22 protein-coding genes and 1 tRNA gene are annotated in these 19,531 nt (G+C 28.0%); 9 read left to right on the top strand and 14 right to left on the bottom strand.

The window, feature by feature from the left end; translation table 11 throughout:
- Positions 1 to 47 precede the first annotated feature (47 nt).
- The gene (radB, locus tag BP997_RS08005; RefSeq protein WP_413824465.1) at positions 48 to 749 is read right to left on the bottom strand and encodes a DNA repair and recombination protein RadB; all 702 of its coding nucleotides are present in this window, start codon (positions 747 to 749) and stop codon (positions 48 to 50) included.
- Between the two features lie 57 nt (positions 750 to 806).
- On the bottom strand, positions 807 to 1,388 hold the full coding sequence (locus BP997_RS08000; protein ID WP_413824468.1) for an L-threonylcarbamoyladenylate synthase: 582 nt from the start codon (positions 1,386 to 1,388) through the stop codon (positions 807 to 809).
- Positions 1,389 to 1,462: 74 nt separating this feature from the next.
- On the opposite strand from BP997_RS08000, the gene pgsA reads away from it, so the two are divergent.
- Together pgsA and BP997_RS07990 are read left to right on the top strand one after the other, a co-directional pair.
- Positions 1,463 to 2,059 (top strand): archaetidylinositol phosphate synthase, encoded by a 597-nt coding sequence (gene pgsA / locus BP997_RS07995; RefSeq protein ID WP_413824471.1) that lies wholly within the window; start codon positions 1,463 to 1,465, stop codon positions 2,057 to 2,059.
- The gene (locus tag BP997_RS07990) at positions 2,049 to 2,282 is read left to right on the top strand and encodes a DUF357 domain-containing protein (RefSeq protein WP_413824473.1); all 234 of its coding nucleotides are present in this window, start codon (positions 2,049 to 2,051) and stop codon (positions 2,280 to 2,282) included. The genes pgsA and BP997_RS07990 overlap by 11 nt, the downstream gene beginning before the upstream one ends.
- Here BP997_RS07990 and BP997_RS07985 read toward each other — a convergent pair.
- The 12 genes from BP997_RS07985 to BP997_RS07930 all read right to left on the bottom strand — a co-directional run bounded on the left by BP997_RS07985 (position 2,274) and on the right by BP997_RS07930 (position 14,725).
- Positions 2,274 to 3,020, bottom strand: a complete 747-nt coding sequence (locus tag BP997_RS07985) for a flavodoxin family protein (protein ID WP_413827624.1) — start codon at positions 3,018 to 3,020, stop codon at positions 2,274 to 2,276. The two genes, BP997_RS07990 and BP997_RS07985, sit on opposite strands and share 9 nt — an antisense overlap.
- A gap of 76 nt (positions 3,021 to 3,096) precedes the next feature.
- Positions 3,097 to 4,194 (bottom strand): fructose-1,6-bisphosphate aldolase/phosphatase, encoded by a 1,098-nt coding sequence (fbp, locus tag BP997_RS07980; RefSeq protein WP_409198032.1) that lies wholly within the window; start codon positions 4,192 to 4,194, stop codon positions 3,097 to 3,099.
- A gap of 259 nt (positions 4,195 to 4,453) precedes the next feature.
- Positions 4,454 to 5,602 carry a tRNA uracil 4-sulfurtransferase ThiI gene (gene thiI, locus BP997_RS07975; protein WP_413824476.1) on the bottom strand — a complete coding sequence of 383 codons (1,149 nt, stop codon included), beginning with the start codon at positions 5,600 to 5,602 and terminating at the stop codon, positions 4,454 to 4,456.
- Positions 5,603 to 5,617: 15 nt separating this feature from the next.
- The gene (gene alaS, locus BP997_RS07970; RefSeq protein WP_409198034.1) at positions 5,618 to 8,341 is read right to left on the bottom strand and encodes an alanine--tRNA ligase; all 2,724 of its coding nucleotides are present in this window, start codon (positions 8,339 to 8,341) and stop codon (positions 5,618 to 5,620) included.
- Between the two features lie 253 nt (positions 8,342 to 8,594).
- A complete protein-coding gene (gene rpl12p, locus BP997_RS07965) occupies positions 8,595 to 8,903 on the bottom strand; it encodes a 50S ribosomal protein P1 (protein ID WP_409198035.1) in 309 nt (102 codons plus the stop codon).
- Positions 8,904 to 8,993: 90 nt separating this feature from the next.
- Positions 8,994 to 10,010, bottom strand: coding sequence for a 50S ribosomal protein L10 (locus BP997_RS07960; protein WP_409198036.1), 1,017 nt, complete (start codon positions 10,008 to 10,010; stop codon positions 8,994 to 8,996).
- Positions 10,011 to 10,649, bottom strand: coding sequence for a 50S ribosomal protein L1 (locus tag BP997_RS07955; RefSeq protein WP_413824478.1), 639 nt, complete (start codon positions 10,647 to 10,649; stop codon positions 10,011 to 10,013). It lies immediately after the preceding gene.
- 275 nt (positions 10,650 to 10,924) lie between these two features.
- Complete coding sequence (locus BP997_RS07950) at positions 10,925 to 11,407, bottom strand: 50S ribosomal protein L11 (protein ID WP_409198038.1); 483 nt, start codon at positions 11,405 to 11,407, stop codon at positions 10,925 to 10,927.
- Complete coding sequence (locus tag BP997_RS07945; RefSeq protein WP_409198039.1) at positions 11,407 to 11,874, bottom strand: transcription elongation factor Spt5; 468 nt, start codon at positions 11,872 to 11,874, stop codon at positions 11,407 to 11,409. Before BP997_RS07945 ends, BP997_RS07950 begins: the two co-directional genes overlap by 1 nt.
- A gap of 340 nt (positions 11,875 to 12,214) precedes the next feature.
- Complete coding sequence (locus tag BP997_RS07940; RefSeq protein WP_409198040.1) at positions 12,215 to 12,394, bottom strand: protein translocase SEC61 complex subunit gamma; 180 nt, start codon at positions 12,392 to 12,394, stop codon at positions 12,215 to 12,217.
- 221 nt (positions 12,395 to 12,615) lie between these two features.
- On the bottom strand, positions 12,616 to 13,761 hold the full coding sequence (gene ftsZ / locus BP997_RS07935; protein ID WP_413824480.1) for a cell division protein FtsZ: 1,146 nt from the start codon (positions 13,759 to 13,761) through the stop codon (positions 12,616 to 12,618).
- 400 nt (positions 13,762 to 14,161) lie between these two features.
- Complete coding sequence (locus BP997_RS07930) at positions 14,162 to 14,725, bottom strand: pyruvate kinase alpha/beta domain-containing protein (RefSeq protein ID WP_409198042.1); 564 nt, start codon at positions 14,723 to 14,725, stop codon at positions 14,162 to 14,164.
- A gap of 208 nt (positions 14,726 to 14,933) precedes the next feature.
- On the opposite strand from BP997_RS07930, the gene BP997_RS07925 reads away from it, so the two are divergent.
- The 7 genes from BP997_RS07925 to BP997_RS07895 all read left to right on the top strand — a co-directional run bounded on the left by BP997_RS07925 (position 14,934) and on the right by BP997_RS07895 (position 19,469).
- Positions 14,934 to 15,812, top strand: a complete 879-nt coding sequence (locus BP997_RS07925) for a coenzyme F420-0:L-glutamate ligase (RefSeq protein WP_413824627.1) — start codon at positions 14,934 to 14,936, stop codon at positions 15,810 to 15,812.
- Positions 15,813 to 16,111: 299 nt separating this feature from the next.
- On the top strand, positions 16,112 to 16,633 hold the full coding sequence (gene tfe, locus BP997_RS07920; protein ID WP_413824630.1) for a transcription factor E: 522 nt from the start codon (positions 16,112 to 16,114) through the stop codon (positions 16,631 to 16,633).
- A gap of 151 nt (positions 16,634 to 16,784) precedes the next feature.
- Positions 16,785 to 17,282, top strand: a complete 498-nt coding sequence (locus tag BP997_RS07915; RefSeq protein WP_409198043.1) for a TIGR00295 family protein — start codon at positions 16,785 to 16,787, stop codon at positions 17,280 to 17,282.
- The gene (locus BP997_RS07910) at positions 17,279 to 18,187 is read left to right on the top strand and encodes a DUF5591 domain-containing protein (RefSeq protein WP_413824482.1); all 909 of its coding nucleotides are present in this window, start codon (positions 17,279 to 17,281) and stop codon (positions 18,185 to 18,187) included. Before BP997_RS07915 ends, BP997_RS07910 begins: the two co-directional genes overlap by 4 nt.
- A 112-nt stretch (positions 18,188 to 18,299) precedes the next feature.
- The gene (locus tag BP997_RS07905) at positions 18,300 to 18,584 is read left to right on the top strand and encodes a metal-sulfur cluster assembly factor (RefSeq protein ID WP_409198045.1); all 285 of its coding nucleotides are present in this window, start codon (positions 18,300 to 18,302) and stop codon (positions 18,582 to 18,584) included.
- 157 nt (positions 18,585 to 18,741) lie between these two features.
- Positions 18,742 to 18,816 (top strand) — tRNA-Ile (locus BP997_RS07900).
- Between the two features lie 149 nt (positions 18,817 to 18,965).
- A complete protein-coding gene (locus BP997_RS07895) occupies positions 18,966 to 19,469 on the top strand; it encodes an amino acid-binding protein (protein ID WP_409198046.1) in 504 nt (167 codons plus the stop codon).
- The last annotated feature ends 62 nt before the right edge of the window (positions 19,470 to 19,531 follow it).

The following is a 19,531-nucleotide window of genomic DNA, read 5'->3' as shown; positions in this document are numbered from 1 at the left end:
AAATAGGGTTTCTACAGAGCCAAAAATTAATAAAAAAATGTTTAAAATTACTCTATACCATCATCAGTAATTTTAAATTCTACAGTTTTGCCTTCAACAGAAGTTTTACTACGTCGAAGTATTGCAGTACGCTTACTTATAACTAATGAACGTTTCAATTCAATAATTGCTTTACTCCAATATTGAAGTATAGTTCCACCAACAGGTACAACATTATCAGAATCATCATCAAAAGAAGCATATATTTGATTTGTAACAACTACTGCTACATTAAATTTACGGGATATACTTGAAAGTTGACCCATTTGTCTTCCTAAATCTTTATTAGATTTTGAATTTTTAACTTCAATTAAACGATAAAGTGCTACTGCTGAATCTATAATTAATAAATCCACATCATCTTTATTAGAAGATATCCAAGATTCAATAATTTTTAAATCATCCTCTTGCTCTTCAAAAGTATTAGGTTCAAAAACAACAATATTTCCTGCAACTTTTTGAAAATCAGATTTAGACAATTGTTTAATACGATCTACAGATATTCCACCTTCAGTATCAACATAAGCAACTTTCTTATCATTTTTTGCAACTTGCACTGCTAAATTTAAGGCAATATTAGTTTTACCCGAACCTGGAGGGCCATAAAATTGTGTTATGCTTCTTCTTTCAATCCCACCATCCAAAATTAAATCTAAAGGAGAATTAGTAGGTATTTTATCTTTACCCTTAACATTTGATAATACTTTCATAAGATTCACATATTTATATATATTATTTATATTATAATAATTTTTAAATAAAAAATTTTAATCTCTAATTATAACCGGATTAATCTTGGTTAAATCAATAATTTTAGAAGGCTTTGAATTATTTAAAATTCCAACATCCAAAACTAAATCAACATCAACATTTAACTGCTTAAGAATATCCTTAGGATTGTTTAAAGTTTTTAAATTAGATACATTCGCACTTGTAGTAATAATAGGAAAATTACAACTTAACATTCTAGCAATTTTAGAATCTGGAATTCTTAATCCCACAGTATAAGTGTTTGGTGTGACAAAATTAGGAACTATTGGTTTTTTATTTAAAATAAAAGTATAAGGCCCTGGAAGATAATTTTTAATTAAATCTTCCTGTTTTTGAGATAAGTTTGAAATTATAGATATATCTTTAATGTTAGATACACTTATAGACATAGGTTTATTATGTGCACGCTTTTTAATATTATAAATTCTTTTAACTGCAAATTTATCAAAAATATTAGCCCCTAAACCATAAACTGTATCTGTTGGATATAATATAACTCCACCCACAGATAAAATATTTATAGCTTCATTAATCAAGTCCATATCTGGATTATTAGGGTTTAACTTAAACACTTTCATAAAAATCTTACCAAAAAAATAGTTTTAAAACTTTCCACTAAAATATATATTATTAAATCTATATAATAAAAATTATGCTTGAAAATTTAAGACCTTTACTAACAAAAATATTAGAACCCTTTGCAAAAAGAATGAATATTAATCCAAATATTTTAACATTAATATCCCCTTTTATAGCATTAGCTGCAGCATATTCTTTCAGCAAACATTTATTAATATTAGCAACAATTTTTATATTACTTAGTGGTTTTTTAGATGTTGCTGATGGAGCTGTTGCAAGATATCATAATCGAGCTTCCAAATTCGGAGCTTTTTTTGATTCCACAATGGATAGAATTTCAGATGCCATTCTTATCATAGGTATAATATTTGGAGGTTATTGTAATTGGCTACTTGGAATATTACTTATACACTCCGCAATCATGGTTAGTTATGTTAAAGCACGTTCCGAATCACAAGGCATTGAATGTAATACTGGAATAGCTGAAAGAGCTGTTAGATTAATAATAATAATGATCGGTTCAATCATAAGTGCCATATGTAATAATCCCATAATATTCACTTATTTCTTAATTATATTAATGATATTATCTTATATTACAGTTGCACAAAGATTTTACCATAGTTATAAACAATTAAAAATAGAAGGAAATAATAAAAATGGAAACTAAAGAAAAAATAGCTAGTGATATTGAAAAATTAGAAAATAGTTTAAAACAAGTCAAAAAAATTAAAGTTAACACTAAAGAAGAAGAAGTTATTGCACGGGCAATTGATTATAAAAATGATTCAAAATATTATTTAGATAAGAAAGATATGAGAACATCATTTGGATGTATTGAATATAGTCACGGTCTTTTAGATGCTATAAGAATGATACATGATTTAATTTAATTTTTTAAAAACAATACCTAAAACTTTAGAAAGTATCATTCCAAAAAATTTTTTAAAAAGATTAAGCGGAATATTTTGCGCAAAATAATAATTTTTTAGATTTGTTAAATTCCAATAATCTTTATCTGATTTTGTGCTCATATTATTAATAGCCATATTTTTCCATAAATTATAATAAAAAATCGCTTTAAATGAGGGATTATGGAGTTTATGAGATTGTAAATCCTTTATCCACTTACTAGAAATTTTATAAACTTTATTTATATCATTTTCATTTAATTCTTGATTATGAATCTTAAGATCTATTTTATAAGTTTTATTAAATCCATAATTTCTTAATGTTTCAGATAAATAATTAGTAACTTTTTTTAAACCAGCACCTGCAGTTGTTACAACAACCAATGCAGTTTTATCAAAAAAGTAGGGCCTATGGTAAAAGTAAGAAGTATGATCTATGAAGTTTTTCATTAATGCTGAAACATTTAAAGCATATACAGGACTAGTTAAAATCAAACCATCACATGATTTAATTTTATCAACAATTTCAGAATATTCTCTAAAATGAGGGCAATAATTTTCTCCTTTCTCAAAACAATTATAACATCCTTTACAAAAAGGGAGAGTAACATCTTTTAAATGTATCTCTTCAAATTGAATAGAAGAGTCTTTAGTATTTAGAAAGGATTTTATTTCTTTTACAACTTCCCAAGTATTGCCTTTTCTAGGACTTCCATTAATAATTAAAATATTAATTAAAAAAACCTTCTTTTATGAAAATTTTAAAAAAAAGAATATTTAGGATGATAAAATATATTTATTCATCCATTTTTGTGAATCTTGGTTCTAATTTTTTCATTACACCAGGTAATGAGGTATATTCCATTTCTTCACTAGGTAATCGATGTGGTTCAAAAGGACCATGTCTTCTGATATAATTAGCAACTTGTGAAGATTGTTTTCTTGCTTCATCAAATGCGGGATCATCAAATAAATCTACAGGACCAATTAATTGTGCATCAGCTACTTGGAAACCTAAACCAATTATCCGTGGAGGTCCATCAAATCTGATAGGATTTGCATTTTCTTGACTAACAGGCATAATAGGTCCATTATGAGAACCTCTCATCCATCCACTAACCATGTGAGGGAATGAAAATGGTTCTACTACTTCACCATTAGCTGGGAATCCGGATTGTGCTCTTACAATTGCTGCAGGATCATCTTTTCCAACATATTCTCCAGCCATAAGGTTTAATCTTTCAGTACTTATTGCTGCTGCGATTTCACCATTCTTTTTCCATACTCTTTTAATTACATATCTTCCAGTGGAACCGATTAATGCAAGTAAATCATACATTTCTTCAGGACAATCAAGAATAACTTTTGTATGTTCCATTACATCATATACTTCAAATTTGAATCCATCATGTAAACTAGGATCAATTACTAATCCTGCTGTATTGAATGGATCTGCAAACATTTTAAATATTGGTAAATTAAAAGCACCTGGTTCTGTTTTATCACAACAATAGACAATAACAGGATCACTTGGTCTTTCTTTAAATTCCATTTCTGCTACTCCTGGACCCATACCTTTAATGTTTCCAGAGAAAGTATCAGATAATAAATCTTGACCTGCACCATAAAGTTTTAATTCTCTTGCAATTTCAGTTGCTTTCATAAATGCATCATATGCAGTTCTATGAACTTCTTCATTTAATTCCCCATTTTTATGAGTCATAATAAGATCAATATCATCACCACAACGGGTTATATAGAAATCTTCTATAATTGAACTTTCCATTGCATCTGTTAAAACTTCTTCACATTTATCTATTAATGCTGGGTGAGCTACACAATGTCCTGAGACACTTCCAATATCTGCTTTAATTACACTAACTGTTGTTTTCAATTTACATCACCTCAAAAATTAAGAGTATTATATAATTTAACTAAATATTTTTTAGTTAATTTATTATAATAAATTTTTATTATATTTTTTTTAAGTTATGATTGAATTCATAATTTTTTAGTCAAAAAATTTTTATTAACTTAAATTATAAGTATTCAATTAACAATATTACATTTAAAAATTATCTTATTTAATCATTATTATTACAATTTAAAAAAAAGGTAGAGTTTATAAAATTAAAAATCTAAAAAAATAAAAATTAAAATTTAATAGTTTTAAAAGCTTTTAAAATTTCTGTTTTTTGATCCATATTATTTCTTGCTTCATGGACTTGATTAATATTGGCATTAGTTTCAGGGTATCGTGGAACAGCTTTACAACCACCATCATCAAGTTTAGAAATATCAAATGTACCTATTTTTTCTGCAATACGAGAAATTTCAACTTTATCCATACCAATAAGTGGACTAAATATTGGAACATCAACATCTTCACGTGTAGCTAAAATATTAGGTAAAGTTTGACTTGCCACTTGCCCTAAACTATTACCATCAACAATTGCTAAAGCATGCATATCTTTAGCTAACATAGCTGCTAGTTGATACATTCCAGATTTACATAAAATACAAGTCATTCTACTAGGAGCATCATTTTGACATTTACTTAAATAATCACCATATTTAACAATACGTCTTTTAATTGGTGCTCCAGAAGCATAAGTTTGTAATTGATTAATAATATCTTCATTCTTCTTTAAAGCTTTAGAACTTGTATAAGGTGTATTGTCACAGTATAATGCTATAACTTGGCAACCTCTTTTCATCATTAAATAAGCTGCAACAGGAGAATCAATCCCACTAGATAGAAGAACTACAACTTTTCCTTGTGTCCCTAAAGGTAAACCTCCCGGACCTGGGATTTTTTCATGATAAATATAAGTATCATTATCTCTTACTTCAATAAAGATTTCTAAATCTGGATTTGATAAATCAACAGGACATCCAAGCTTTTTCACTACAACACTTCCAGCAAATGCAGCAAATTCTTGAGAAGTGAAATCATGAGTTCCTACTCTTCGACATCTAATAGCAAACTTTGTATTTGAATCTATCAGATTATTCTTTTCAAGTTCACTAACATATTTTAATAAAGTATCTTCTACTTCATCAAATGTAGTGTGAGTAGCTACAGCTGGAGAATATGAAACTACCCCAAAAATTTTGGATAATTTATTTATAGCATCATCAAAATTTTGAGGAAAAATGAAAATTCTTGCTTGATCAATATCAATTTCAGCTTCAATACTTGATTCCATATTTCTTATTAAACGTTTTTCAAATCTACTTCGAACTTTATGACTTTTAAGGCCTACTTCACCATAACGTGCTATTATCAAATCATAATTCATAAACTTTACTATCCTTTAACTCAATAAATCTAAAGCTTTATCTAAAGCTTCATTCATCTTTTCATTATTTTTTCCTGCTCCTTGTGCAAGGTTTGGACGACCACCGCCCCCACCACCAAGAATAATTGCTGATTCCCGAATTATATCATTGATTTTAATACCATTATCAATAGCTTTAGTAGAAGCAGCACCTACAATTTTACCATTATTATTACCTAAAAATACTATATCTGCTTTATTATTATCAGTGAAATCAGTTGCAATATTTTGTAATTCTTTAATATCCCCATCAATGATTTGTTTGAGTACAGATAAATCATTAACTTCTATTAAATTATCTGTTAAATTATTAATTTTTAAAGATGCAATTTCATTTTGAAGTTTTTTGATTTCATTTTTTTGAACTTTCCACTCTGTGAAAAATCTTTCACAAGTTTTAGATAACTGATCATTATTTACTTTAAAAATATTTGAACTATTTTTTAAGTAAGTTTTATCAGATTGAATAGAATCTACTGCAGCAAGACCTGCTGAAAAATCAATTCTTTCAACCCCATCTTGAACTCTTTCTGTTTTATTAATTTTTATAGGACCCACATCACCAGTTCTTAATACATGAGTACCAGCACAAGCTTGCACATCTATTCCAGGTATTTTCACTACACGTATATTTTCACCAGGGACAATACCCCCTTGATAAAGAACAAACCCATAAGTTTTTTCTGCTTCATTACGTGTCATCCAGTTAATATCAAGTTCAATATTTTCCATTACTAATTCATTAGCAATTTTTTCAATTTGGTAAAGTTCTTCTTGTGAAATACGTTTATAATGAGATAAATCTATACGGGAATGAGTTAAACCTTTTTGTGCCCCTGCTTGCCATATATGATCACCTAATACTTTTTTTGCAGCTGCAACAACTAAATGAGTAGCTGTATGATGTCTAGCTAAAGTAATACGTCTAGTCCAATCGATTTGTTCTTTAATTTCTTTTCCAATTAAATCGTTAAGAGTGTTTTCTATAACATCAAATTCTTCATCCTCACTAATATCAATTTGATGTAAAACTATATTATTCATTTTTGAAGCATAACTAACCTTAAATTCTTTATCATCAATAGAAATAATACCTTTATCTGAAGGTTGACCTCCACCTTCTGGGTAGAAAACAGTCCTATCTACTATTACATTTAATTTACCATCTTTATTAACAACATTTAATATTTTTGCAGTTGCTTCTTTTTGATGGAAATCTTTATAGAATAATAAATCTGTTTCAGGAGCATCGATTTTAAAATCTTCTTTTTCTTTAACTTCTTCAGATTCATGCATTGCTGCAACTTGAGTAAAGAAATTGTCAGGAATATTAACTTCAAAATCTTTTGTTGCAAACTCTTGCACTGTTTCAGGAGGCATTCCATGAGCATCATATAAGTCAATTAAAGTTTCAAGAGGCATGCTAGATATTCCATCTTTTTTAAGTTTTTTGATTGTTCTTTTTACAACTTTACGTCCTTTTTTAATAGTTTTTTCATATCTATCTTCTTCAAGGTTTATAATGTTCATGATATGTTCTTGAGATTCTTTGATTTCAGGATAAAAATCATTTAAGAAATCTAATTGAATTTTCATTATATCAGATAAAGATTCTTTCATGTTTAACTCTTTCATAAAACGTATTGTTCTACGTAAAACTAATCTTGCAAGGTATCCTTCTTTAACATTTGAAGGTATTATACCGTCAGTTAACATAAATGCTAAACATCTTGTATGATCTGCTATTATGTAAATTGCTTCCATTGGTAAAGCAGATTCTAAATATTCTTCCATAGATATTTCTAATTTTTTTGCTACTTTTTCACGTAGTTGACGAATATCAGCATAACTTTCTATATCCATCATTCCAGCAATTTGAGCATTTTCAGCTAAAATTTCCTCATTAACTTTAACATTGGTTAATTCTTTAAGTTTATCTATGACTGGCCCAAAACACGCATCATAAGCTGTTGGTGTACCTTGTGAAATCCATGCAAATCTTTCTAATCCATAACCAGTATCAACTACTTTTAATGGGATTTCTTCTTTTTCCCCATTTGGTAATGTTTTATATTGTATGAAAACAAGAGTAGCTAATTCTACCCCTCGAACCATTACTTCATAACATGGACCCTCGTTTCCTCCTCCTTGCCACCAAGATTCTATGAAAGTTATATCTTCTGTATTTATTCCAATTGATTTAATAAAATCATGACAATATTGAACTGTTTGATCTTTCCAATAAATATCATTTCCAGGAGAATTAAATGCATGATGTGCTCCCATTGTAAAACAAGTCATATGTCTACCTGTTCGACCCACATTATCCACATCATTTAAACGTATAGAAGGTTGTGCAATAGTTAAAGGATTTGCTGGAGGGTCAACTAAACCTGAAGTTACCCAAGGTTGGAAAAGAAATATTGTAGCTCCAACTAAAAATACATCATCTCTCCATCTTTTTGCAAGTATGGGATATCGAGATATTGGCGTGTGACCACGTTCTTCAAAGAATTCTTTGAAAGTTTTTTGAATTTCATATAAATTATAACCTTTAGTTGTAGCAGGATTTCCTATAAATTCATATTCATCACAAGGAGCATCCCCACAAGTATCCCGATTAATTTGTGACCAAAAAACTTTTCCACAAGTTTTACATTTCTGTTTTGTGTATCCTAAATCTTTTAATATATTAGACATAATTATCAGCTATTTTTTTATAAAATTAATAATTTTTAATAAAATTAAAATTGATTGGTAAAAAATCAATACTATTATAATATATAGTTTAATAATTTAAAAAGATTTTCTCTAAAAAATAGGTTTCTTGTAAAATTAGTATTAAATAATTATTTAAAATTTTTAAAGTAAAAAAAGTGAGATATAAACAAAATCCAATAAATTTGAGTTAAAAAAAGTAAAAAAAGAAAAAATAAAAAGAAATAGAAAAAATCTATCCGAAGAGAGCACCTAATCCAGCTGCTGCTTCTTCTTCAGCTTCTTCTTCTGATTCTTCTTCTTCCTCTTCCTCAGCTTCTTCTTCAGCAGGAGCTGCTGCTGCAGGAGCTGCTGCAGGAGCTGCAGCCATAGCTGCAGTTTCCATAGCTTCGTCTATGTCAACATCTTCTAAAGCTGCAATTAAAGCTTTAATTCTAGCATCATCAGCTTCTGCTCCAGCTGCTTCTATAATGTTTTTTACGTTTTCTTCATTAATTTCTTTATCAGTGGTGTGCAAAATCATTGCCGCATATATATATTCCATGTTATCACCATTTATTTTTATTATGTATAATTTTGTTTTTTTTATAAATTAGATGTGTTTTAAAACAATAAAAGTTTAAATTAAATATGATCAGCCAAACAAGGCACCTAACCCTGCCGCTGCTTCTTCTTCAGCTTCTTCTTCTGATTCTTCTTCATCTTCAGTTTCATCATCAGGAGTTTCTTCTACAACAGTTTCAACAACTGCTACAGGACGATTAGCTAATTTATCAACCAATTCATCACTAAGAGCTCCATCAACATCAGATACTTCACTAGCTAAAGCTAACATTTTAGCTTGAGCTAATCCTAATAAAATGTCAGTAGTTTCAGAAGTTAAAATTCCTGCTTCAACTGCAACATTAGTTGATTTAGTGAAAGCAGATCCTATAATTGCTGAAATAGTTTCTTTTGTAGGTATTGCTGCAAATACAGATAAATTGAAAGCTTGTTTATAAGCATTTTGAACATCTGCAAGAGTTTTTTCTTCATCAATAGCTAATACATCAGAAGGATAAACAGATTCTTCTTCATATACAGCTTGTAAATCAATTCCCACTTCCATAGGATTAATTCCTAATCGAGATAAAGTTGAAGCTGCTTGTTTAGAAACCGCTTCCCCTTCAGGGACCAATACACAATCTTTAGAAACTACGATTTTTCCCTTATCAATTTTAGCTTGAACTCCTACTTGTTGCAATTCCCCAAGGAATGGGCCTGGTTCAAAACCAGTGTCCCCAGCAGGAACAATAATATCTTCAGAAGCAATACTTCCCACTTTTGCAGGTGCAGAAGTTTTATTATCTTCCAATATTTTATATAACTTGAAAGGATTCATATCAGTTGCTACAATAGCAGGTTGACCTTCCATATATTCTGAAAGACCATTAATATTAACCTTTTCGTTGTTACAATCTTCAAAAGCTAAATTCATAAGATTTATTTTAGATAATCTAATAACAGCATGGTTGCCTAAAGATTTTCTCATTTCTTGAAGTTGTTTTGCAGGAATATTTAATAAATTAACAATTCCAATAACTTCATGAGAACTTATCATATCTTTTAGTTCTTTAACTTCTTGTTTCTTCCATTCAGCAACATGAGCCATTTAAATCACCCGCACTACTGAACCCATAGTTGTTTTAATAAACATGGATTTTATTTGGTTTCTTCCTTTCTCTAAGTTGCGGTCTAGAACTGCAAGAACAGTTTCAATATTTTCAGCTATTGCTTGGTCATCCATATCTTGTGTTCCAACTAAAACTTGAATAGAAGGTTGAGCTTTAACTCCGACTTTAATAGTACTTTGTAATCTTTCAAGTAAAGGATCAAGTTTGACACTTGCCGGTACTGGTTTAGGCATTTTCTTACGAGGCCCAAGTATAGGACCTAAGAATCTACCAACCACAGGCATCATATCAGCTTGAGCTACAAAAGAATCAGTAATATTTGCCATTTTTTTAGCAGCTTTTCTGTCTTTACCTAACTCTTCTAAGTCTTCTTTGGATAAAACAAGATCTATACCAGCGTTTTTAGCTTGAACTGCCAATTCCCCATCACCGATGACTCCGATATTAATATCTTTGCCTCGGCCATTAGGAAGAGCAACTTCCTCATCAAACCGATTTTCAGGTTTTTTGACATCCAAGTCTTTGATATTAATAATAATATCAATAGACTGTGTGAAGTTTCTCGGCTTTGACTGTTCTTTAGCCTCCTTCACCGCTTCTAATATTTCTTGTGTCATATCAAATCCTCCATGAACTTTAATAAGTTCATTGGATATATTTTTTTAATTTGGTTTCATGAGTAATCGAGAATTAGAAAACCATAAGCTATGATAATAAGAATTATTCATACTATGAGTTTTTTGTAATATAAACGATTACATGAATATAATTTAAATAAATTCTATATCAATTACAATAATTCACTACAAAAGTTTATTATTGTAACATCATATACAAAATATATTTTTTTTAACTAAATTTTTTAATTAATATGAGTATGTATAATAGAAGATTATTCTCCTAATATATCATCATACTCTCCAGCATCTACAGCTTTTTGAGCTTCTCTAGGATCTTTACCATCAACAGTAAGACCCATACTTACACAAGTACCCATAACTTCCTTAGCACCATGCTTATAATTATTAGCTAATAATGAATCATATTTCATTCTAGCAATTTTTAAAGCTTGTTCAACTGATAAATCAGCTGCAACTTCAGTACCAGGTTCATGAGAACCTTTTTCAATATTGAGCTCATCCATTATAAGAGCAGTAGTAGGAGGAGTACCAATTGCAATTTCAAAATCTTTTGTATCACTATCAATAGTGACTATAACAGGAACTTTCATTCCTTTGAAATCTGCACTTTTTTCGTTGATTTCTTCAACTACTTGCATCATATTAATACCGAAAGGGCCAATAGCAGGACCTAATGGTGGTCCCGGAGTGGCACTTCCACCTTCAATAAGGATTTCAACGGTATCTTTAGCCATTATTCAGCCTCCTTTTGAATAATTCTAATTTGATCAGCTTTGACAGTTACCGGAATCGGAACTGCTGCTTCTATTAGCTCGAGAACTACCTCTTCACGAGATTCATCTATACGAACCACTTTAGCTCTTTCACCTTTAAAAGGACCAGAAACAAGTTCAACAATACTTCCTTTTTGTATGGAAGATATAATCGGTTCTGGATTAAGGAATCTTTTTACTTCCTCAAAAGTGATACTGTGTTTTCCTTCAACAATTCCTCTCAAATGAGGAATTTTCATTACAGGATTACGCATATCAATTTTTGTGTATGATTCCACTATAATATAACCTTTTAATGATTCAGGAACAAGAATAGAAGTAATACCAATACCAGAATCTTGAGTCTTACGAGCTAACATTCTAGCAACATTTCTTTCTTGACCTGCTGAGGTTTTTAGAGCAAATATGGAATTTTGAATATCTTCCATGTAAAATTCACCTATATATAATTAACATTCTATTAATTAATAGAACAATAGATTAAATTATTTCATTATATAATCCAATTCAATTCTATTATATAATTAAAAAATAAAAGCTTAATATTGAATTAAACCACATTTAACTAATTTTCATTAATAAAGAAATATAATAAAATTAGATTTATATAATAATAATATATTTTAATAAACAAGTATTTAAACCTTTCAAATTTCAGATAAAAAAAGAAGAAAAATTAATTTTTAAAATTTTTACTTAATAATCAAAGTAAATAGTTAATTAAAAGAGTAAACATGAAAAAGAATAACTTAGTATTAAATCAAATTACTATAAATTTAGTAATTGACCAATAATAACAACAACAAAACCAACAGCACCGATAATTAAAATACCTATAGCTGCAACTTTAATAAAGTTACCATATTCTTCAGCATCAGGTTTTTTTGATACTCTAATAACTCTTTTACATTGTTTAATAAAATCATCAGTACTTTCTTTAAAACTCATTGAAAATCCCTGCATATTGATAATAAAAATAATTCTTAATAAAAATATTATTTATTAATAAAAAATTTAATTAAAATCACATTTTTTAAATTATAATAGTATTATTAACATGATTATTTATAAAGTTTTTCATTAAAAAAAATCTAAAAAATATTAAAAGATTAAATTAATTACTTAATCTTAATAAAAAAATAACTAAAAATTCTATTTAAATGGTACACTTAAAATATACCATCAATAAAATCATCTAAAGGATCAGCATCAGATTCAGAAATACTTTCAGATTTAGTTTCATCTAATTCTGAAAAATCAGGCTTTTCATTAAATTGATAGTGACCTTTAACACCTGAAACAATTATAGTTGTTCTAATAGCATTTTGTAAAGTTTCATCGATTTGAGCACCCCAAATAATATTAGCTTCAGGATCTAATTTATCTGCAACAATTTGAACTATCTTTTCAGATTCATGTAATGTTAAATCAGAACTACCAGAAATATTAATTAAAGCACCTTTAGCGTTAGAAATATCTAAATCTAATAAAGGACTACTTAAAGCTTCATGTACAGATTCTAAAGCTCTATCACCAGAATCAGATTCTCCCATTCCAATCATTGCCATACCAGAACCTTGCATAATAGATCTGATATCTGCAAAGTCGAGACTGACTAGACCAGTTTTAGTAATTAATTCTGTAATGCCTTTAACAGCACGACCTAATATTTCATCAGAAACCATGAAAGCTTTATTTAAAGGAAGATTAGGAGCAACTTCTAAAAGTTTATCATTTGGAATAACAATTACAGTATCTGAATTGTTTTGTAATTTTTCTAAACCTCTTTCAGCATTTTCTCTTCTTTTAATACCTTCAGCAGAAAATGGCATAGTAGCAACAGCAACAGTTAAAGCACCTGATTTTTTAGCTAATTTAGATATTATAGGTGCAGAACCTGTACCTGTTCCTCCCCCAAGACCACAAGTAACGAATACCATATCAGAACCATTTAACTCTTCTCTAATATCATCTTCACTTTCTTCAGCGCATTCTTCACCAACTGTTGGTTCACCACCAGCACCAAGACCACCACAAGTATTTCTACCTAAAAGTAATTTTTTATCAGCTTGACTGTAAAATAAATCTTGTGCATCAGTATTAACAGTAATTGTACTAGCCCCTTCAATACCCATTTCATTTAATCTTGAAATGGTATTATTACCTGCACCACCAGTACCTATAACAGAAATTCGAGCCCGGCTTTTATTAATTAATTCTAATAATTCTTCATCTAAATCAGATGAGGAATTGTTAACATCATCTTTTTCCATTCTTTTTTCAGATTCTTTTATTGCATCATCTATAAATTTCATTACTAACCCCACATTAAACTTTTTTTTTCTTAATAAGTCATGTCCATTCTAATAAAAATTAAGAAAAGTAAATAAAAACATTTAATAAAATCATATTATATCCCTAGATTAAGTTTAATACTCTTAATTTTTATTTACTCTGATTAAAAATTATCAATCCATCCATAATAACTAATTAATCAAAAAAACTATTTATAGTGTTTAATTAACTTATTAAGTATTGAATAGATAAAATATTGCTTTTAACTATTCCAAATAATGGTTAAATTTTAGTTTTATTATTAGTTTAATTTAACTAATTTATGTATTTTATTTAAATTTTTCAAGTATATAACTCTTATTAAAAAAATTAAAATTTTTATTTAAATAATAAAAAAAGTGTATTATGTTAATAAAAAAATTAATCTCTTGGCATAGCTATAATTTCATGAAATTTAATGTCAAAAACTTTAGTCATATTAACCGGAGTAATTACCGCAGCAGTGTCAACACCATGACCAGTACCACCAATTGCTATAATCTCTTCACCAACAGGGACTAAACCTGCATCAGCAAGCATGATAGTAATTTCAGCACAAACTTTAATGCCTTGAGAAAATGTTCTATAAGTTTGAGCAACAATTTCCACAGGGTTAAGTCCACCTAATTGTTTAGCAATACCCTTTCCAACACCACTTAAAGCATGAGATCCTACAAAAGTAACCACACCCATATTTTTTAGTTTAGATCTTGTATCTTCACTAATATCTAATTGGTTAGGTCCATGAAATCCGGCATGATGAGTAACATTAATAATTGTAACATCTTCTAAAGCATTAGCTAATTTAATAGCAGATTCTCCAGATGCAGAAGCAATAGCCACATATTTTATATTAGAACCTTTTAATCTGTCTTTAACTAATGAAATAAGTTCATCAGTATTTTCTTCTCCAGAATTTTCAAAATAAGTAATAGATTTTTTCATAATTAACAACCTTAATTATTTATTAATAATTTTTTTACTTAAAGTTTTAAAATAAATAAAAACTAAAAGAGTAAAACAATATTAATATATTTTTTAAAACATAAGATATAAAAATTTAGATTAATACAATTTAACACAACTTTAATTTTAAACTAAATCTTATTTTTTATAGAGGAAAAATATGAGTAACAGTACTTCAAATAATAAAATAAATACAAATTTAACAAACATAGACCACGATACAATATTCATAAAAAATTATGAAGTAATTCCTATAAAAACAACTTATATTGAACCTAATGAAAGTTTAAATAAACTAATTAATACAGTATTATCAAATTGTGAGAATGAAGATTATTTGATAATAGCTGAAACACCAATAAGCGTTTCTCAAGGAAGATTAGTTGATGAAAATAATTACCACCCATCACTAAAATCAAAATTTTTAGCAAATGTTTGGAGTAAATATATTTGGGGATATTTTTTAGGACCATTATTAGGAATAAAAAAAAGAACTATTAAAAACTTAAGAAAATTACCTCAAGAAGCAGAAAAACATAAAGAATTAGTTTTAGATTTATATGGATGGAAACATGCATTAAAACCCGCTTCAGAAGCAGGAATTGATTTAAGTAATGCTCCTGGAACTTATGTATCTTTACTTCCCGAAAATCCTGAAAAAGTAGCAAAAGAAATTGCAAAAACAATAAAAGATGAAAGTGGTAAAGATTTGACTGTTTTAATAATTGATACTGATGCCACATATAAAATACATAACACATATTTTACTGGATTACCTATAGCTATCGACCCTATCAAAAAAAATCAAGGCATAATTGGTTATTTTTTCGGACAATTAGGATCAAATGAAGGCTCAACACCATTAGGTTGTTCAGAAAAAATAGAGATTAAAGAAGCTTTAAAATTAGCAAATATTGCAGAAGAATATCAAAAATCATTAGAAACTGCAATGGAAACAATTTACAGTGCAAAAAATGTTCTTAATTCAGAATATGATGAAGTAAGTGTAAATTCATTAGAATCAATAATTCACACCCCTGGTGTTTTATTAAGGAAAAAAAATTAATATTATTAATTTATTCTAAAATAATTTATTAAAAATAAAATAAATAATAAAACATTTATTAATAAATTAAAGTAATAAAATGCGAAAATTTATATTATAGTAAAAATATAGATAATATTAAAATTTTATAAAAACTTAATCCATACTTAACAATTTTAAAAAAACACTCTAATTCTAAACAGCTCAAAAACTGTCAAAATTTTTATTACTGACTCCTTACACTTAGAATTAGAAAGTGCAATGTAAATATTGAATTAAACACGCCAAAAAGAGGAAAGAATTAAATGCCAAAAAAATCAATATTAAAAGACCCATTAACCAAATCATTAATTATAGATGTTATTGAAGATGAAGAAAACCTACCCATTGTTCAAGCTTTAATAAAAGGGGTAAAAACTGACGAAGAAATAGCTGAAAAAACTCAAATTCGATTAAATATTGTTAGAAAAGTTTTATACAAACTTTACGATGCAAAATTAGCTAGTTATAAAAGAAGCAAAGACCCTGAAACCCAATGGTTCACTTATGCATGGAAATTTGACAGCAACGAAGTAAATGCCCAAATAGAAAATAAAGCAAATTCATTAATAAATAATTTACAAAGACAATTACAAAACGAAGAAAATAGTATGTTTTTCGTTTGCCCAAATGGTCATTCTAGATTTGACTTTGATAATGCTACAGAAAAAGGATTTATATGCCCAGACTGTGGTGAAGAAATAGTCTACGAAGATAATGGACCAAAAATAGAAAAAATTAAAGAAAAAATTGACATGTACAAAGATACTTACAAAGTCGCTTTATCTAACTCTGGAAAATAAAATTTTATAAAATTAATCTATTTTATTACTTCTAATTTTTTATTACTTTTTTTTATAAATTAATTTAAATATCAATTATTATTTTTAATAATAAAATTCTATTTTTTATATATAATATTAATCATAAATATAATATGAAAAAGGTTTTAATATGGAAATTGAACATCTCAAAAAAGTAGGATGTCCTGAATGGGTTATTAATCATTCAATAGCAGTTTATAAAAAAGCTTTAGAAATAAGTGAGTTTTATCCAGAAGCAGACAAAAAATTAATACGAGAAGGTGCTTTACTCCATGATATTGGCAGATCTAAAAGTAATAATATAGATCATGCATATATTGGAGGTCAAATTGCTAAAGAATTAGGTTATTCTCAAGAAGTGATAAATATAATAGAACGGCATATTGGTACTGGAATTTCAAAAAAGGAATCTGAAAAGATGAATATACCAACTAAAGATTATATTCCTAAAACTTTAGAAGAAAAAATAGTAGCTCATGCAGACAATTTATTAAATGGATCAACTGAAGTAGATGTAGAATTTACTGCAGATAAATGGAAAAAGAGATTAGGAAAAAACCATCCTAGCATAAATAAACTTTATAAAAATCATGAAGAATTAATTAAATCTAAGAGATTGAAACAATGAAAGTAATATGTTCAAACGAAGAATCATTATATCGGCCTGAAGCAATAAGATGGCGAAATCGTATGGAAATGATGAAACCATTAGGGGATGTAGTTGTAGTTTTACCTTGTAGTATGAAAAAACCATACTCTAACTCTAAATCACATCAAATGTTTAGAAGAGCAACTAAAGGATATCAAGAAGTAATTGTAACTTCACCATTTGGAATATGTCCTCGAGAAATGGAGAATACATTTCCTATACAATCTTATGATGCCGCCGTATCTGGAGATTGGAGTAATGAAGAAATAAAAGTAACTGGAGAATTACTAAAAAAATATGTAAGTGATAAAAATGTTATAGCCAATGTTCATGGAGGTTACGAAGAAGTTTGTAAAGAATATTTAGATAACTGTATTTATACCTGTGAAGATGGCAAACCAACATCCCATGATTCAATTTATAATTTAAGAATGGAACTTAAAAAATATAAAAAAATTAAAAAACATGACCGAACATTAAATGAATTACGTTCTATTAGTAAATACCAATTTGGATCAAATGGAGATAAATTTATTCCTGATGATGTAATTGCAAAGGGTAGATATCACAAAAAGATTTTTTCTAAGAATAAACAAATTGCAAGACTCAACATGGATTATGGTCTTTACACCTTAAATTTAGAAGGTGGAAAAATATTATTAAATAACAATATAAATGTAATAAAAATTAATTTTGATTTACAAACAAATACATTATTTTCTCCAGGAGTAGAAGAAGCAGACCCTAAAATAATCCCTAATGATGAAGTAGTAATTGTGAAAGATGATGAAGTTGTTGGTGTTGGAAAAGCTGTTTTAAATGGTGTTGAAATGGAGAAATCAAATAGTGGAATGGCTGTTAAAATTAGACATCGCAAAAAATAATAAACAATATATTTAAATACAAAAAATAATAATAGTGAATTAGTATTGTTATATACGATGAAAATTTTTTTATAACTATTTATATTCTAATAGAAGGTAAAGGAGATAAAATATGTCCGAAGAAATTATTGAAAAAATTAAAGAAGCTTGTAGAACTGTTAGCGATCCTCATATGGGAGTAAGTATCTTAGAAATGGGTATTTTAAGAAATATTGAGGTTGATGGAAAAATTGCTACTTTAACTATTCAACCTACTAATCCTAGTTGTATGAGTGTAACTCGTATTGCATCAGGTGTTAAACAAGCTACTGAAGCTTTAGATGAAATTGATAAATGTAATGTTACAGTTGTTGGTCATGTGATGGCAGATCAATTAACTGAAATGTTCAGTGCTTAAAATTTCATTACATTTGTTTCTAGATGAATAATTAATTTTTTTATTCATCTATAAAAAATTATTTTTTTCTAAATGTATACGAAAAGTATATATATTAAAAAAATCTTACATTATAATAGTTGTAATATTAATACAATTTTTATATTAAATTATACATAGGCTAGTGGCACAGCTTGGTTAGCGCGCACGGCTGATAACCGTGAGGTCATGGGTTCGAATCCCATCTAGCCTACTATTTTTAAATACTTTTTTTAAATACTTTTTTTAAAATATCAATATTTTTTTTCAAGAATTTTACAAATAATTTTATATATACCAAAATAGTATATTAATGTAATAAAAATAAACATTAATAATTAAAAATAGGAATTGGTGATATAAATGTGGGAAGAAATAGATACTAAATTCAAAAAATATCCTGCAAGAATGGCTGTCGCTCAAAAAATGATAGAATTAGGACTTAAAGTAGACAAAAATAAGAAAATCTATTGTGATAACTTAAAAATAAGTGATGCAGCATTAGCAAAAGCAGCAAAAGTGGATAGAAGAGTAATTAAATCCACAATTGAAACTATAATTAAGGATAAGGAACTATCAAACATTTTTGAGAATATCACACCTGCAGGAACATTATTAAAAAACATAGCTAAAAATTTAGGATTAGGTGTGATAGAAATAGAAGTCGGAGACGATAATGAAGGAATATTAGCTGCAGCATCAGCATTAATTTCATCAAAAAATATAAGCATAAGACAGGCTTATGCAAGTGACACTGAACTTGATGATAATCCAGTGCTAACTATAATTACTGAAGATTTTGTACCTGGAGATCTTATAAGTGAATTTTTAAAAATCCCGGGAGTTATTAGAGTTTCAATATATTAACTTTAAAAACTCTTTAAAAATATAAATAAATAATTTGTCATTCCCAAAAAAATTTAAAAAAT

Source organism: Methanobrevibacter sp. UBA412 (assembly GCA_002495685.1).
In the GTDB taxonomy this organism is placed as follows: domain Archaea; phylum Methanobacteriota; class Methanobacteria; order Methanobacteriales; family Methanobacteriaceae; genus Methanobrevibacter_A; species Methanobrevibacter_A acididurans.
The sequence above is the reverse complement of the archived record's forward strand: the minus strand, read 5'-3'. Positions and strand labels throughout refer to the sequence as shown.